At 67.4% G+C, this 14,403-nt stretch carries 14 protein-coding genes; 9 read left to right on the top strand and 5 right to left on the bottom strand.

Annotated features, from left to right (window positions below):
- Nucleotides 1-81: 81 nt before the first annotated feature.
- From QFZ33_RS00550 to QFZ33_RS00540, 3 genes are all read left to right on the top strand, one after another.
- Nucleotides 82-831: an IclR family transcriptional regulator gene (locus tag QFZ33_RS00550; RefSeq protein ID WP_307023892.1), complete on the top strand. Its 750-nt coding sequence runs from the start codon at nucleotides 82-84 to the stop codon at nucleotides 829-831.
- Between the two features lie 129 nt (nucleotides 832-960).
- A complete protein-coding gene (locus QFZ33_RS00545) occupies nucleotides 961-2,145 on the top strand; it encodes a 4-hydroxybenzoate 3-monooxygenase (RefSeq protein WP_307023890.1) in 1,185 nt (394 codons plus the stop codon).
- Nucleotides 2,146-2,293: 148 nt separating this feature from the next.
- Nucleotides 2,294-3,325: an FAD-dependent monooxygenase gene (locus QFZ33_RS00540; protein ID WP_307023888.1), complete on the top strand. Its 1,032-nt coding sequence runs from the start codon at nucleotides 2,294-2,296 to the stop codon at nucleotides 3,323-3,325.
- 38 nt (nucleotides 3,326-3,363) lie between these two features.
- On the opposite strand, the gene QFZ33_RS00535 is transcribed toward QFZ33_RS00540, so the two are convergent.
- From QFZ33_RS00535 to purB, 4 genes are all read right to left on the bottom strand, one after another.
- Nucleotides 3,364-3,798: an acyl-CoA thioesterase gene (locus tag QFZ33_RS00535; RefSeq protein WP_214852015.1), complete on the bottom strand. Its 435-nt coding sequence runs from the start codon at nucleotides 3,796-3,798 to the stop codon at nucleotides 3,364-3,366.
- A 140-nt stretch (nucleotides 3,799-3,938) separates the two neighbouring features.
- The gene (locus QFZ33_RS00530; protein WP_214852016.1) at nucleotides 3,939-4,442 is read right to left on the bottom strand and encodes a GNAT family N-acetyltransferase; all 504 of its coding nucleotides are present in this window, start codon (nucleotides 4,440-4,442) and stop codon (nucleotides 3,939-3,941) included.
- Between the two features lie 104 nt (nucleotides 4,443-4,546).
- A complete protein-coding gene (locus QFZ33_RS00525) occupies nucleotides 4,547-5,212 on the bottom strand; it encodes a histidine phosphatase family protein (RefSeq protein ID WP_307023882.1) in 666 nt (221 codons plus the stop codon).
- Between the two features lie 130 nt (nucleotides 5,213-5,342).
- Nucleotides 5,343-6,785 (bottom strand): adenylosuccinate lyase, encoded by a 1,443-nt coding sequence (purB, locus tag QFZ33_RS00520; protein ID WP_307023880.1) that lies wholly within the window; start codon nucleotides 6,783-6,785, stop codon nucleotides 5,343-5,345.
- Nucleotides 6,786-6,990: 205 nt separating this feature from the next.
- Between purB and QFZ33_RS00515 the strand changes: the two genes are divergently transcribed.
- Complete coding sequence (locus QFZ33_RS00515) at nucleotides 6,991-7,314, top strand: hypothetical protein (RefSeq protein ID WP_307023878.1); 324 nt, start codon at nucleotides 6,991-6,993, stop codon at nucleotides 7,312-7,314.
- A complete protein-coding gene (locus QFZ33_RS00510; protein ID WP_307023875.1) occupies nucleotides 7,314-8,852 on the top strand; it encodes a hypothetical protein in 1,539 nt (512 codons plus the stop codon). The genes QFZ33_RS00515 and QFZ33_RS00510 overlap by 1 nt, the downstream gene beginning before the upstream one ends.
- On the opposite strand, the gene QFZ33_RS00505 is transcribed toward QFZ33_RS00510, so the two are convergent.
- Nucleotides 8,806-9,234 (bottom strand): phage holin family protein, encoded by a 429-nt coding sequence (locus tag QFZ33_RS00505; RefSeq protein ID WP_307023873.1) that lies wholly within the window; start codon nucleotides 9,232-9,234, stop codon nucleotides 8,806-8,808. The genes QFZ33_RS00510 and QFZ33_RS00505 overlap by 47 nt on opposite strands.
- A gap of 59 nt (nucleotides 9,235-9,293) precedes the next feature.
- Here QFZ33_RS00505 and QFZ33_RS00500 point away from each other — a divergent pair, with 59 nt between their 5' ends.
- The 4 genes from QFZ33_RS00500 to QFZ33_RS00485 all read left to right on the top strand — a co-directional run bounded on the left by QFZ33_RS00500 (nucleotide 9,294) and on the right by QFZ33_RS00485 (nucleotide 14,375).
- A complete protein-coding gene (locus tag QFZ33_RS00500; protein WP_307023872.1) occupies nucleotides 9,294-10,412 on the top strand; it encodes a histidinol-phosphate transaminase in 1,119 nt (372 codons plus the stop codon).
- 148 nt (nucleotides 10,413-10,560) lie between these two features.
- Nucleotides 10,561-11,787 (top strand): pyruvate dehydrogenase (acetyl-transferring) E1 component subunit alpha, encoded by a 1,227-nt coding sequence (gene pdhA / locus QFZ33_RS00495; RefSeq protein ID WP_307023870.1) that lies wholly within the window; start codon nucleotides 10,561-10,563, stop codon nucleotides 11,785-11,787.
- Nucleotides 11,787-12,767, top strand: coding sequence for an alpha-ketoacid dehydrogenase subunit beta (locus QFZ33_RS00490; RefSeq protein WP_307023859.1), 981 nt, complete (start codon nucleotides 11,787-11,789; stop codon nucleotides 12,765-12,767). The genes pdhA and QFZ33_RS00490 overlap by 1 nt, the downstream gene beginning before the upstream one ends.
- An 87-nt stretch (nucleotides 12,768-12,854) precedes the next feature.
- Complete coding sequence (locus QFZ33_RS00485) at nucleotides 12,855-14,375, top strand: dihydrolipoamide acetyltransferase family protein (RefSeq protein WP_307023857.1); 1,521 nt, start codon at nucleotides 12,855-12,857, stop codon at nucleotides 14,373-14,375.
- The last annotated feature ends 28 nt before the right edge of the window (nucleotides 14,376-14,403 follow it).

Genomic DNA, 14,403 nt, shown 5'->3' with positions numbered 1-14,403 from the left:
CGTTCCATTCGACATGAGAGTTGTATCACCGACGGGTGTAATCTGGGACAACAAAAACCATTCAATGGAAGCGGGAATGCGGTGGCCAATTCAGTTTCCGGGGATTCGGTGGTGGACAGAGTGGTGCGCGTCATCGCGGCCTTCCCGGCCGGCGTCACGGTCCTGCAGCTGTCCGAACTGGCGGAGCGCGCGGATCTGCCCCTCACCACAGCGCACCGCCTGGTGCGTCAGCTCGCCACGCACGGGCTTCTGGAAACCAGCCCCGGCGGCTCGGTGCGGCTGGGGCTGCGGCTATGGGAGCTGGTGAACCGCAATTCGCCAACACTGGCCTTGCGCCAGGCAGCCATGCCCTTCATGGAGGACATCCAGCACGTCCTGAACCAGAATGTGAACCTCGCGGTGCTGGACGGTTGGGAAGCCCTGTTCGTGGAGCGGCTGTCCCGCCGCGGTTCCGTGGCAAACCGGGCGCAGATCGCCGGCCGGATGGCGGTCCACGTGTCGTCGGCCGGCCTGGCCCTGATGTCGCACCAGCCGAAGCCTGTCCAAGCCGAATACCTGGACCAGTTTGCCGATCCCGCCGGGAAGGTAGGAAGTGACGGGGTGCGCGCCCTGCTGGCTGAGGCAGCAAACCAGGGGTATGCCGAACTGGCGGGAGTGATCGATCCTGACACGTGGGGAATCGCTGTCCCCGTGCTGGACGGCCAGAAGCGCGCGGTGGCGGCGATCGGCGTTGTGGTTCCCCTGCGGGAGATGCGCATGCAGGCGCTGGTACCCGCGCTTCAGACGGCGGCGCGAGGCATCGCACGGCGCCTGACCGAGGGCGCCGGCTAAGTTCCGGTCGGCATCCGATTCCGTTCAGCGGAATTGCTGTAACGCCTACCACACAGTCCGGAGCACACTGTTAGCCAGCAACCACCTTCCGCCCGGATCGCCGGGCCACGCAACGGAGCGAGGAACATCATGGCACGACAGATCATCACCACCCAGGTGGCCATCCTGGGCGCAGGCCCTGCGGGACTCATGCTGTCCCACCTGCTGGCCAAGGCCGGAATCGAATCCACCGTGATCGAAATCCGCAGCCGGCAGGAAATTTCGGAAACAGTCCGCGCCGGCATCCTGGAGCACGGCACGGTGAACATGCTCGTCGACGGCGGCGTGTCCGACCGTGTGCTGCGCGAAGGAGACCGTCACGACGGCATCGAGCTGCGGTTCAACGGCGAAAGTCACCGCATCGACTTCAAGGAGCTCGTGGGGGAATCCGTCTGGCTCTACCCGCAGACCGACGTCTTCATGGACCTGGCCGCCCGCCGCGAAGCCCACGGCGGCGACGTGCGCTACAGCGTCACCGATACGACGATCCACGACATCGAGGACAAGCCCAAGGTCTGGTTCACCGATGCCGACGGCGTCGAATACGAGCTCCAGGCAGACTTCATCACCGGGGCGGACGGCTCACGCAGCCACTGCCGTTTCCAGATCCCCGAGGCGCACCGCAAGTGGTACTTCCACGAATACCCGTTCGCGTGGTTCGGCATCCTCGCCGAGGCGCCCCGCAGTTCCGACGAGCTGATCTACGCCAACTCCGAGAACGGCTTTGCCCTCATCAGCCAGCGCACCGAAACCGTGCAGCGCATGTACTTCCAGTGCGACCCCAAGGAAAACGTGGCTGACTGGGACGACGACCGGATCTGGGCGGAGTTCCGCAGCCGGGTCAACGGCAACGGCTTCGAGCTGAAGGAAGGCCCGGTCATCGACAAGATGGTCCTGCCGTTCCGCAGCTTCGTGCACACGCCCATGCGGCACGGCAAGCTGTTCCTGGCCGGCGACGCCGCGCACACCGTGCCGCCGACCGGGGCCAAGGGCCTGAACCTCGCGATCCACGACGTGAAGGTGCTGTTCGAAGGGCTCGACAGCTACTACAACAGCGGCTCCACGGCGCTCCTGGATTCGTACAGCGACCGCGCCCTGGACCGCGTGTGGAAGGCCCAGCAGTTCTCCTACTGGATGACCACCATGCTGCACACCCCTGCCGATGCCGGCGACTTCGCCCGGGCCCGCCAGCTGGGCGAGCTGAACTCCGTGGTGTCCTCGCGGCACGGGCAGGCCTACCTTGCCGAGGCCTACACCGGCTGGCCGTCCGCCTAGTCTTCCTCGGCTCCCTCCGCGCTGCCGCACGACCGGCCTTGGCCCTCATGACCGGCCCGGGCCCCGGCCGCTCATGCGGGCGACGGCCGGTCACGCGAGGGCGGCCCGCCCACCCCAGCGTTCCGCCGTCGGGCTTAAGATCGGGTCCATGGAAGCCATAACAATCATCGGCGGCGGCATTGCCGGCCTCGCGCTCGCGGCCGGCCTGGACCCGCGGCGCTTCGACGTCGCCGTCCACGAACAGCGGCCCGGAGTGCCGGCGGTGGAGACGTCGCTGGCCATGTGGCCGGAGGCGCAGGCGGCGCTGGCGGTCCTGGGGGTGCTGCCGCAGATCAGGGAGGCGGGCACGGCGTTCGGCGGGATGGCCCTGCGCGACGCCACGGGCACAGCCCTGGTGGCACCTGAGGTGCGCGGGGTCCTGGGCGTCTCACGGGCGGATCTCATCCGGATCCTCGAAGCCGCCGTGCCCGCCTCCGTGCAGCGCATCGAGGGCAGGGTGGACGACATCCCCGTTACCGGCCCGCTGTCGTCAGGCCTGCTGGTGGGGGCCGACGGCGTGCACAGTGTGGTGCGCCGCTCCTTCTGGGGCGCCAGGTCGCAGGCGAGGCTGACGCCGTACCTGGCCTTGCGGGGCGTACTTCCCGTTCCCGTCCAGGCCGACGCCGGCGGGGAATACTGGGGACGCGGGCAGCTGTTCGGCATCACGCCCGCGTCCGGCGACAGGACCTACTGGTATGCCTCGTTCCGCTCAAACCTCGGGCCGGCGGGCGTCGGTGCAGCCGAAGCACTGAGGCAGGCAAAGGAGCGCTTCGCCGGAAGTGCGCCAGCCGTCCGGACAGTGCTGGAGCAGGCCACGCCGGACGCCACGCTGGCGCAGCGGATCTGGACCACGCCAAACCTAGGCAGCTTCGTTCGGCCGGGCGCCGTCCTGGCGGGCGACGCCGCCCACGGCATGACGCCCAACCTGGGCCGCGGCGCCTGCGAGGCGCTCGTGGACGCCGTCACGCTGGCCGAACTCCTCAACGCCCGTCCGCTGGAAGACGCACTCAAGGCCTACAACCGGCAGCGCGCCCTCCGGACCCAGCTGCTGCGGCTGGCTTCCTCCGCCATGGCGGGTGTGGCCCTGACCAAACGGGCCCAGCCGCTGCGCGACGGACTGCTGAGGCTGGCTTCCCGGTAACGCCGAAGGCGCGCCCAAACCCGGACGACGGCGCTGCGCTAGTCCTGCTGCAGCGTTTCGGTGAGGTGGTGTGTAGGGATGCGGTCGCGGTCGTAGGTGATTTCCGTGTAGCCGTGCGGTTCCGGCTTGCCGGTGGAGCTGAGGTTCACGAACACGATTTCCTCAATGGTGAGGATGCTTTGCCGGGTGATCATGTTGCGCACTTCCGCGCGCATGGTCAGCGACGTGCGCCCAAAGCGGGTGGCGGTCAGGCCCATCTCAATCAGGTCGCCCTGGACCGCGGAGCTGACGAAGTTGATTTCCGAGATGTACTTGGTGACCGCGCGGCCGTTGCCCAGCTGGAGGATGGCGTAGATCGCGGCTTCCTCATCGATCCATTTCAGCAGGCTGCCACCGAACAGGGTGCCGTTGGCGTTGAGGTCCTCGGGCCGCACCCACTTGCGGGTGCGAAACGTAATGTCTTTGGTTTCCATAGCGCGAGATTAGCCGACGGCGGCCTGCTCCACCGGAGTGTGACGGCCGCCGTCGTGATTCCACACGCAACCGGCCCTGCCCCACTAGACCGGCCCTGCCCAAGGCCGCTCAGCCGGGCACCGGCCGGTTGTGGGCCCGCTCAAGCCATGGCGGTGTGCGCCGCGCTGTGGCAATCGATCCTCTTTTCGAAGCAGTACGAGTGCTCGACGCCGATGTAGGGGCCGAAGTTGGGAACCGGATCGAAGCCGGAGTTCGCGTAGAAGTTGCGGCCGTCAGTCTGCACCGAGCCCGCCTCCGCAGTGATCCGGGTGATGCCCTGGGCAAAGGCCTCGGCCTCGAGGGCGGCCAGGATGGAGCTGGCCACGCCTGAACCGCGGGTGTAGGGGAGAACATAGAGGCGTTTGATTTCCGCCGTCTCGGAGTCGAGCAGCCGCAAGCCCCCGCAGCCCACCGGCTGGCCTGACCCCTTGTCATAGGCTACGAGGAACACGGCCGTGTCCACTTCCGAGGGCTTGGGTCCCGGCTCATGGTCAGGGCACCCGAAGCGGGCGTCCAGTTCCGCCTGCTGTGCAGCGCGCAGATCAGCTCCCACAGGATTCGACCAGCTGACTTTCCGGATGTTGAGCCTGGGATTGGTCTGCATCTGTGCCTCGATTCGCCGAAGGGTTATGCGAATCAAGGCTAGAGGCGCACCGTTACCGCGGTGTTTCCTGCCGGTAAGCGCCGTGGGAACACTTGGCGCCGGGCCTAGCCCGTGGTCTTTCCCATCGGGTCCTCGGCGGTGGGGTCGGCCAGGGCAAGGCCGCCGACGGGGCTGGCGTCCCAGTGGATCAGGTTCCAGCCGGCGTCGGGGCCGCCTTCCAGCGCCACGATGCCGGTGTTGGCGAGCACGTGCCGGGCGGCAAATTCCATGTCGATATTGTCGGCCCGGTGGCCTGCCCAGACGCGGATCGCGGCGCCGTGGCTCACCACGGCGACGGCGCCGGTGCCGGCGGCTTCCGCGGCCGCCTTGGCGATGGCGGCGTCATAGCGTTCGAAAAACTCGTGCCCGTTGGGCCCGGCGGGCATCCGGCGGTCGAAGTCGCCGTCAGTCCAGGCGAACACGGTGCTCATGTACCGCCGGTGGGACTCGTGGTCCGTCAGCTTTTCCAGGGCGCCCGCCTCGATCTCGTGGATCCCGTCCAGGACCGTCACATCGAGGCCGAGCTCCCGGCTCAGCGGTTTGGCGGTGATCTGGGTGCGGACCAGGGTGGAGGCGTACAGGGCGCTGATCGGCTCGTTCACCAGCGCCCGGGGCAGGGCCTCGGCCTGGCGCTCGCCCAGCTCGGTCAGTCCGGGGCCAGGGTGCGCGGTGTCCAGCTGCCCCAGCACGTTCCCGGGGGTTTCACCGTGGCGGATGAGCAGCAGCCTCATGGTTTCCGTTCCTTGTCGTCGTCGGGAAGGTAGGCGGCACAGACCGCCGCAAAACGGGACCGGCAGCGTGCGGAAGCCGCCGGAAACGGAAGCGCGGCCGGGCAGCAAAGGCCCGGCACCGCCGTCGTACCTATTTCAGGTGGTCCACCAGTTGGTCCGCGATGCCGGTGTACTTGCCTGGCGTCAGCGCGAGCAGCCGTGCCTCAGCCTCCGCGGAGAGGCCCAGGCCCTGGACGAACTCCTGCATCCGGGCGCCGTCCACGCGCTGGCCGCGAGTGAGGTCCTTGAGCCGCTCGTACGGGTTCTCCATCCCTTCGACGCCGGCGATCGCCTCCGCGCGCATCACCATCTGGATGGCCTCGCCCAGGACTTCCCAGTTGGTGTCAAGGTCCGCGGCGAGCACGCTCTCCGCGACGTCGAGTCGCTCCAGGCCCTTGGCCACATTGGAAATGGCCAGCAGGGAGTGGCCGAATGCGACGCCGATGTTGCGCTGGCTGGAGGAGTCCGTGAGGTCGCGCTGCCAGCGGGAAGTGACCAGGGTGGAGCCCAGAACGTCCAGTAGCCCGGAGGAGATCTCCAGGTTGGCCTCGGCGTTTTCGAAACGGATCGGGTTGACCTTGTGCGGCATGGTGGAGGAGCCGGTGGCGCCTGCCACAGGGATCTGCGCGAAGTAGCCGATCGAGATGTAGCTCCAGATGTCCGTGCAGACGTTGTGCAGGATCCGGTTGAAGCGGGCGACGTCGGCGTACAGCTCTGCCTGCCAGTCGTGGCTTTCGATCTGCGTGGTCAGCGGGTTCCAGGTCAGGCCCAGCTTCTCGACGAATGACTTCGCGACCTGCTGCCAGTCAGCGCCGGGGACAGAGGCCACGTGGGCGGCGTACGTGCCGGTGGCACCGTTGATCTTGCCGAGGTATTCAGTCCTGGCGACGCGCTCCAGCTGCCGGTTCAAGCGGTGCGCGATGACGGCGAGCTCCTTGCCCAGCGTGGTGGGCGTGGCGGGCTGGCCGTGCGTGCGGGACAGCATTGGAACGGCGCGGTTATCTTCGGCCATCTTGCTGATCTGGGCAACGAGGGCCCGGGCGGCGGGCAGCCACACGTCCTCCACAGCACCCTTCACCCCCAGGGCGTAGGACAGGTTGTTGATGTCCTCGGAGGTGCAGCCGAAGTGCACCATGGCGGTCAGGTTCTCGATGCCGATGGCGGGCAGGCGGCGGCCGATGTAGTACTCCACGGCCTTCACGTCGTGGACGGTGACGGCTTCGATTTCGGCCAGCTCGGTGACGGAGGAGGCGTCGAATTCGGTGACGATGGCCCGCAGCTGCTGCTGCTGGTCTTCGGTCAGGGGGCCCGCGCCGGGGAGGACGTTGTCCCCGGTCAGGTGGATAAGCCACTCCACCTCGACGGCCACCCTGTCGCGGTTGAGGGCGGCCTCGGACAGGTAGTCAACGAGGGGGGCGACGGCGGACTTGTAACGGCCGTCCAGCGGGCCGAGCGCGATCTGTTCCCCTGACGCGGCGAGGGCGAGGCGTCCGGAGGGCGTACGGGTGTCAGCTGTGGCGGCAGTTTCAGGCATGACCTGATTCTTTCATGAAGTTCTGTGCCGGCTGAAGCACGGGATTCCGTGTGACCTCTCCTCCACAGCCCCGCCTTCGCGCACTTCTCCACATGGACGACGCCGGCCGTTCCGTCGGCGGCGGACGGCACCTTACCGTCGTGGGCAGGAAGCGAGGAAAGGGCTGACGCCGGAGCGCCGGCCCGCCGGAGATTGGGGTATCCAAATGAGCGCCAGCGTTACGGCGACGAGCGCCAGTGTCACGGCGGCCGACGCCGCGGCATGTTCGTCGCGCAGCTTTGAAGTCCAGCTGTTGGCCGGGCGGGTGGAGGCCTGCGCGGAACAGGTCGATGCCGTACAGGCGAAGCTTGCGCAGCTCCAGCTGATGGACTGGCAGTCGCCAGCCGGGCTGGCTTACCGGTCCAGCCTCCGGGTACAGGCCATTGCCCTTTGCCGGGCCCGGGAAGGAGTGCTTGCCGCCTCCCTCGCCCTGCGGCGGCACTCCGTACATGTCGCCGAGTCCGCCCTTCCCGCCGCCGGGGGCTACTGATGTCCGAGGCCGCGCGGGGCGGAAGCGGCGGCCAGCTCCGTCCCGTCGAACCGGCCTCCAACGGTGTCCTTTCCGTGCGCGGCGGAGTAGGCGGGATCTCCTTCCAGCTCGAGGAACTGGATTCGGGGGCCCGGGAGTTGGATGTGCTCGCCCGGGATTTGGTGGCGGTGGAACTGGGCATCTACAGGGTGTGGGAGGCGATGGGAAGCTTCCAGCGGGATGATCCGGTCAGCGGCGCCGAGGCCCTGACCGCCGTCTGGGAGGGGCGGCGTTCGGTGGCGGCGGCGCGGGAGGAACTGGAGCGCCTGGCCGGCGGGGTGCGCGCCTGCCAGCTCGGATACAGCGCCGCCGAGACGGCAAACCAGCTCCTGATGCAGCTCCACCTGGACGCATCATGGTTGTGGGGACGGCAGGTGGTTGACCTTGGCCTGACGCGGGACTGGCGCCCGAACACGGCCAGCACTGAAGCGATCGCCTCGAGCGACCCCCTGGTGGCCGGCACTATCCTTGCGGCCCTCCTCGGAGTGCGGCTAAGTCCTCTGGATGCCGCCGTGAAGATGGCACTCGCCTCCGGCACGACGGGCTCGAGTATCCCGGCCCTCGCGCGGCTGCTGCTGGACCGCGTCCTGCCGGAACTCAGGCCGCGGCCGGTCAGGGCCCTGAAGGCGGGCGCCGCGGACATTGATCTGGACGCCTCGCCGGCAGGTCTCCTTGCCCGGGCAGGGGAGATGGAAGACGCCGGCCCGGGCCAGATCGAGGTCATCCAGACAAGCAGCGGGGGACGGGACGCATTCATCGTCATCATTCCCGGAACCCAACCCGGCAACACCGGCGGACCCAACCCCTTCGACGAGGCCGGCATCGGCGAAGCGCTGGGGTACGGGTCCGAGTACACGGCCGCAGCCATCCGGGCTGCCCTGCACCAGGCCGGGGCAGAGGCCGGGGACCAGGTGGTCGCCGTGGGCTACAGCCAGGGCGGAATCCATGCGATGAACCTGAGCCAGGACAAGGCCTTCCTTGCCGAGTACAACCTCAAGTACGTGCTAACCGCGGGCTCGCCGGTCGGTGCGATAACTCCGGAGCCGGGCGTCAGCAGCCTGCATCTGGAGCACCGGCAGGACTGGGTTCCGGGCGGCGACGGCCTTCCCAATCCGGACACCAGGGACAGGGTGACAGTGACGCTCAACGGTCTGGTCGGAACGCCTCCTGGTGAGGACTCCGGGCTCGGCCCCGGGCACAGGCTCACCAACTACGAGGCGGGGGCCCGGGCAGTCTCGGCGAGTCCGGATCCTTCACTGGTGGCGTCCACTGCTGCGCTTGCCGGGGTGGTGGGTGCGGGGGGAACAGCCAGGGCCACCCGGTTTCAGCTGGTCCGCGCGCCAAAGCCGCCTGCGCCCGCGCTGCAACCGTCACTCCCCGGTCCGGGCAGGGTAATCCTTCCCGTCGGCGGTGGCGTCGGCGGTGGCGGAGGTATCAGCGTCGGCGGGGGTGTCAGCGGTGGCGGGCGCCGGGGACCCGGTCTGCCACCAGGGAAATGACGGTGATGATGATGGCGGCCAGCACGGCGGTCCAGAAGAACGAATCGATGGTGAAGTGCACGGGCGTGTAGCCGCTAATCCAGGAGGTGAGGTAGAGCATCGCGGCGTTGATCACAACGGTGAACAGACCCAGCGTCAGGATGGTGATGGGCAGGGAGAGGAAGCTGACGATCGGCCGCACGAAGGCATTGACCACGCCGAAAATCAGCCCGATGAACAGGTACGCGAGGACAATGCCGGCGGCGTCAGTTCCCTGGTTCACCCCGGTCTTCGCTACAGCTTCCGTGGTGGCTGTGGTGGAGATATCCAGGCCGGGCAGAAGCCAGCTGGCAATCCACAGCGCCAGTCCGTTAATGATCACGCGCATGATGAAAGACCGCATGCGCCCATGCTGTCACACGGCACGGCCGGGCAGGCAGTCAGGGGCATAGGCTAGGTGGCATGACTTCATCAGAGACTGTGGCGGGGGGCCTGAGGCCACGACCCGTGGTTGACCGGCTGCCCCGCTACGCCGCCGGAAAGCCCCCGGTGGCCGTCGACGGCCTTGCAAGCTACAAACTGTCGTCCAACGAGAACCCGCTGCCGCCCATCCCGGCCGTGGTGGAGGCCATTGCCGCCCAGACGGACTTCAACCGCTACCCCGACCCGCTCAGCACCAAGCTCCGCACCGCGCTCGCCGGGTTCCTCGACGTCCCGGCCGAGGACATCGTCACCGGTGCCGGCAGCCTCGGCGCCCTCACCCAGCTGCTGACCACGTTCGCCGGCCAGAACGACGACGGCAAGCCCGACGAAGTGATCTACGCCTGGCGGTCCTTCGAGGCCTACCCCATCTGCGTCGGGCTGGCCGGGGCAGAGAGCGTCCGGATCCCCGTGACGTCTGACGGGCGCCATGACCTTGACGCCATGGCCGCAGCCGTGACCGCGCGAACCAGGGTGATCCTGCTCTGCACCCCCAACAACCCCACCGGCCCCATCCTGACCGCCAAGGAAACTGAGCGCTTCATCAAGGCGGTGCCGTCGGACGTTGTGGTGGTCATCGATGAGGCCTACCAGGAGTTCGTCAGGGCAGAAGACGCGGTGGACGGCATCCGTATGTACCGCAAGTACCCCAATGTGGTGGTGCTCAGGACGTTCTCCAAGGCGCACGGCCTCGCCGGCCTCCGGGTCGGCTACAGCGTTTCCCAGCCCCAGCTCACCCAGCACCTGCGCGTCGCCGCCACCCCGTTCGCGGTCTCGCAGATCGCCGAACAGGCCGCCGTTGTGTCCCTGCAGAATTTTGGCCAGGTTGTAGAAAGGGTACAAAGCCTGGTGGCGGAGCGGGACCGCGTGACGGCAGGTCTCCGGGACCTCGGCTGGTTTGTTCCGGACGCGCAGGGGAACTTTGTCTGGCTTGATCTTGGCGATAATTGCGCGGAGTTTGCCCAGCTCGCCGGGGAACGGGCACTGTCCGTCCGCGCCTTCGGAAACGAAGGTGTCCGGGTCAGTATCGGCGAAGTGGAAGCCAATACGCGATTCCTGGAACTCTGTAAGGTTTACACAAAACCGCCACGCCGTTCCTAGCGCTTAACAAACAGCCGGCGCTACCTACGCCGGATAAAGTAAGGAACAGTAAGCCAAAAATATATGCCTCATCGGTAATGCATTCCTCGTGCGGCATATATCCCAGCGAGATTGCAACGCATCCGGATGCGGCAGGCAAGGAGACGGTATGGGCGCAACACATCTGCCCTCCACCGAGTTCGATGGAACGGAACTGGACGACCAGCTCGAGGCGCAGGCCGAGGCTACCTTGGGCGTGCCTCCGACTGAAATGGTCCAGCTTCTGGGCCCCGATGGCAGGATGGGCACGGACTCCGTGTTCTCCGAGTATGCCGAGCGTCTCGACGCCGAAAAGCTCCGCGGTTTCTACGCGGACATGGCGGCCATCCGTCGCTTTGACCAGGAAGCTACGGCCCTGCAGCGGCAGGGCCAGCTGGCGCTGTGGGTTCCGCTGACGGGCCAGGAAGCGGCCCAGATCGGATCCGGGCGTGCCAGCCAGCCGCAGGACTACATCTTCCCCACCTACCGCGAGCACGGCGTCGCCCTGACCCGCAACGTGGATCTGGCCGAACTGCTGAAGCAGTTCCGCGGCGTCTCCAACGGCGGCTGGAACCCGAAAGACACCAACTTCCACCTGTACACGCTGGTGCTGGCAGCGCAGACGCCGCACGCCGTCGGGTACGCCATGGGCATCCAGCGGGACCAGCGGCTGGCAGAGGCTCAAGACGTGGAAGGCTCGGCCGAGCCGAAGGCCGCCGTCATGGTCTACTTCGGCGACGGCGCGAGCTCCGAGGGTGACGTTCACGAGTCCATGGTGTTCGCGTCCTCGTACAACGCCCCGGTGGTCTTCTTCTGCCAGAACAACCACTGGGCCATCTCCGTGCCCACCGCTGTGCAGACCCGCATCCCCCTCTCCAACCGCGCCAAGGGCTACGGCTTCCCGGGCATCCGCGTGGACGGCAACGACGTCGTGGCAGTCCATGCCGTCACCGAATGGGCGCTCGAGCACGCACGCCAGGGCAACGGCCCGGTGCTGATTGAAGCCTTCACCTACCGCGTGGGAGCCCACACCACGGCCGACGATCCCACCAAGTACCGCGAGTCCTCCGAAGAGGCCCTGTGGCGCGAAAAGGACCCGCTCGACCGCCTGGAAAAGTACCTCCGCGCCGAAGGCATGGCCGACGAAGCCTTCTTCGCCCAGGTTGCCGCCGACGGCGACGAACTCGCCGCCTACATCCGGAAGTCCACCTACGAATCGGACGCACCGGATATCAGGACCGCCTTTGCCAACACCTACGTCGAGGCGCACCCGCTCGTGGCCGAGGAACTGGCGTGGTTCGAAGAGTACAGCGCGGGCTTTGCCGGCGAGGACGAGGGAGAAGGGGCAGGCCGCTGATGACCACCATGACCATTGCCAAGGCCATCAATGAAGGCCTGCGCGCCACGCTCAGCAACAACCCCAAGTCCCTCCTCATGGGCGAGGACATCGGCCCGCTCGGCGGCGTCTACCGCGTCACCGACGGACTGATCGGCGAATTCGGGGCGGACCGCGTGGTGGACACCCCGCTCGCGGAATCCGGCATCATCGGCACCGCGATCGGCCTGGCGCTGCGCGGCTACCTCCCCGTTGCCGAGATCCAGTTCGACGGATTCGTCTTCCCCGGCTTCAACCAGATCACCACCCAGCTGGCCAAAATGCACTCGCGCAGCAACGGCAACCTCACTGTGCCCGTGGTCATCCGCATCCCCTACGGCGGCGGCATCGGCTCCATCGAGCACCACTCCGAGTCGCCGGAGGCACTGTTCGCGCACACCCCTGGGCTGCGCATCATCACGCCGTCCAACCCTCACGACGCCTACTGGATGATCCAGCAGGCCGTGGCCTGCCAGGACCCGGTGATCGTCTTCGAACCGAAGCGCCGCTACTGGCTCAAGGGCGAGGTGGACACCGAGTCGGCCGGCCCGGCTGAGGATCCGTTCAAGGCCCACGTGGTCCGCGAGGGGACCGACGCCACGGTTGTGGTTTACGGCCCGCTCGTCCCCGTGGCCCTCGCTGCCGCCAACGCCGCGGCGGAGGACGGCCGCAGCATCGAAGTGATCGACCTGCGTTCCATCTCGCCGATCGATTTCGACGCCATCGAAGCCTCTGTCAAGAAGACGGGCCGGCTCGTGGTGGCGCACGAGGCTCCCACCTTCGGCGGCATCGGCGGTGAAATCGCCGCGCGGATCAGCGAACGGGCCTTCCACTCGCTGGAGGCGCCGGTCATCCGGGTGGGCGGCTTCCACATGCCGTACCCCGTGGCCAAGGTCGAAGAGGACTACCTCCCGGACATCGACCGCATCCTTGAGGCGCTGGACCGCACGTACGCGTACTGACGCCGTCGCGCACCAGCACCTGCTGACTCTTTCGCCTACCGCCTCCGCACCTCCCGGAGCGCCCCAGCTTTCGAACCCGAGGATCCCATGACGCTTAACAAGTTCAACCTCCCCGACGTCGGTGAGGGCCTGACCGAGGCAGAGATCGTTTCGTGGAAGGTCAAGCCCGGCGACGAGGTGGCCATCAACGACGTCCTGTGCGAGATCGAGACGGCCAAGTCCCTTGTTGAGCTTCCGTCGCCGTTCGCCGGCACCGTCACCGAACTGCTGGTCCCGGAAGGGGCGACGGTCGACGTCGGGACCGCCATCATCAGCGTCTCAGACACCATGTCCGGCGATCCAACGCCGGCCGACGCGCCGGTGCCCGCCGTCGAGGTTACTGAGCCTGCGCTGATGTACGGAAAGCTCCCGGCCGACGGCGAAGCTGCCGCCGGCGGCCTGGCCGCCGGTCCGCTGGTGGGATCAGGCCCAAAGGCCGACGCCGTGAAGCGGCGCCCGCGCAAGACCAAACCGGCGATTCCGGAAGATGCAGTCCATGGCGCTCCGGAAGTCGAGCCTGTCCAGCCGCGGTCCGTGGAGGATGCGCTTTTGGACGGCCCGGCCAGCGCCGGCCCGGTGGCCGGACCTGTCGTGACGAGGCGGCCTGAGTGGACGCCCGCTATCGAGACTGACAAGCCGACGCTCGGCGGGGCCATTTCCGGGCTCATGAACAGGGTCCTGGCCAAGCCGCCCGTGCGGAAGATCGCCCGCGACCTGGGCATTGACCTCGCCGACGTCGTGGCCACGGGCGCACGCGGCGAGGTGACGCGCGAGGACCTGGTCAGCTACCAGGCACAGCGGGATGCGGAACTGGACAAGGCGGACACCTTTTGGGGCACGTCAGGCCGTCCCCAGGAGCAGCGGATCGAACGGATCCCGGTCAAGGGCGTCCGCAAGGCCACCGCGAAGGCCATGGTGGAGTCGGCGTTCTCCGCGCCGCACGTGAGCATCTTCGTGGACGTGGACGCCAGCCGCACCATGGAATTCGTCAAGCGGCTCAAGGCTTCGCGCGACTTCGAGGGCATCAAGGTCTCCCCGCTGCTGATCCTCGCGAAGGCTGTCATCTGGGCTGCAGCGCGGAACCCGAGCGTGAACGCCACTTGGGTGGACAACCCGGACGGCAGCGACGCCGCTGAAATCCACATCAAGCACTACATGAACCTCGGCATCGCCGCGGCCACACCGCGCGGGCTCATGGTCCCGAACGTCAAGAACGCCCAGGACCTGTCCCTCAAGGAACTGGCACTGGCCCTTAACGAGCTCGCCACCACCGCGCGTGCCGGCAAGACCCAGCCGGCGCAGATGCAGGGCGGTACGTTGACAGTCACCAACATCGGGGCCCTCGGGATCGACACCGGAACCCCCATCATCAACCCCGGTGAAGTGGCCATCGTGGCGTTTGGCACCATCAAGCAAAAGCCGTGGGTACTGGACGGCGAGGTCATTCCGCGCTGGATCACCACACTCGGCGGATCCTTTGACCACCGAGTGGTGGACGGCGACCTTTCAGCCCGCTTCATGGCTGACGTCGCCGCCATCCTGGAAGAGCCCGCCCTGCTGCTCGACTGACCCTGCCCTGCTGCTCGACTGACGGTCC

This window comes from Arthrobacter globiformis, from assembly GCF_030815865.1.
Taxonomy (GTDB): Bacteria; Actinomycetota; Actinomycetes; order Actinomycetales; family Micrococcaceae; genus Arthrobacter; species Arthrobacter globiformis_B.
This window is presented reverse-complemented; position numbering and strand designations above follow the sequence as displayed.

Coding starts and splice junctions, on each gene's coding strand:
- purB (WP_307023880.1), bottom strand. CDS start 6,785: ATGCCTGAAACTGCCGCCACAGCTGACACCCGTACGCCCTCCGGACGC.
- QFZ33_RS00535 (WP_214852015.1), bottom strand. CDS start 3,798: ATGGAAACCAAAGACATTACGTTTCGCACCCGCAAGTGGGTGCGGCCC.
- QFZ33_RS00525 (WP_307023882.1), bottom strand. CDS start 5,212: ATGAGGCTGCTGCTCATCCGCCACGGTGAAACCCCCGGGAACGTGCTG.
- QFZ33_RS00545 (WP_307023890.1), top strand. CDS start 961: ATGGCACGACAGATCATCACCACCCAGGTGGCCATCCTGGGCGCAGGC.
- pdhA (WP_307023870.1), top strand. CDS start 10,561: ATGGGCGCAACACATCTGCCCTCCACCGAGTTCGATGGAACGGAACTG.
- QFZ33_RS00515 (WP_307023878.1), top strand. CDS start 6,991: ATGAGCGCCAGCGTTACGGCGACGAGCGCCAGTGTCACGGCGGCCGAC.
- QFZ33_RS00485 (WP_307023857.1), top strand. CDS start 12,855: ATGACGCTTAACAAGTTCAACCTCCCCGACGTCGGTGAGGGCCTGACC.
- QFZ33_RS00540 (WP_307023888.1), top strand. CDS start 2,294: ATGGAAGCCATAACAATCATCGGCGGCGGCATTGCCGGCCTCGCGCTC.
- QFZ33_RS00490 (WP_307023859.1), top strand. CDS start 11,787: ATGACCACCATGACCATTGCCAAGGCCATCAATGAAGGCCTGCGCGCC.
- QFZ33_RS00500 (WP_307023872.1), top strand. CDS start 9,294: ATGACTTCATCAGAGACTGTGGCGGGGGGCCTGAGGCCACGACCCGTG.
- QFZ33_RS00510 (WP_307023875.1), top strand. CDS start 7,314: ATGTCCGAGGCCGCGCGGGGCGGAAGCGGCGGCCAGCTCCGTCCCGTC.
- QFZ33_RS00530 (WP_214852016.1), bottom strand. CDS start 4,442: ATGCAGACCAATCCCAGGCTCAACATCCGGAAAGTCAGCTGGTCGAAT.
- QFZ33_RS00505 (WP_307023873.1), bottom strand. CDS start 9,234: ATGCGGTCTTTCATCATGCGCGTGATCATTAACGGACTGGCGCTGTGG.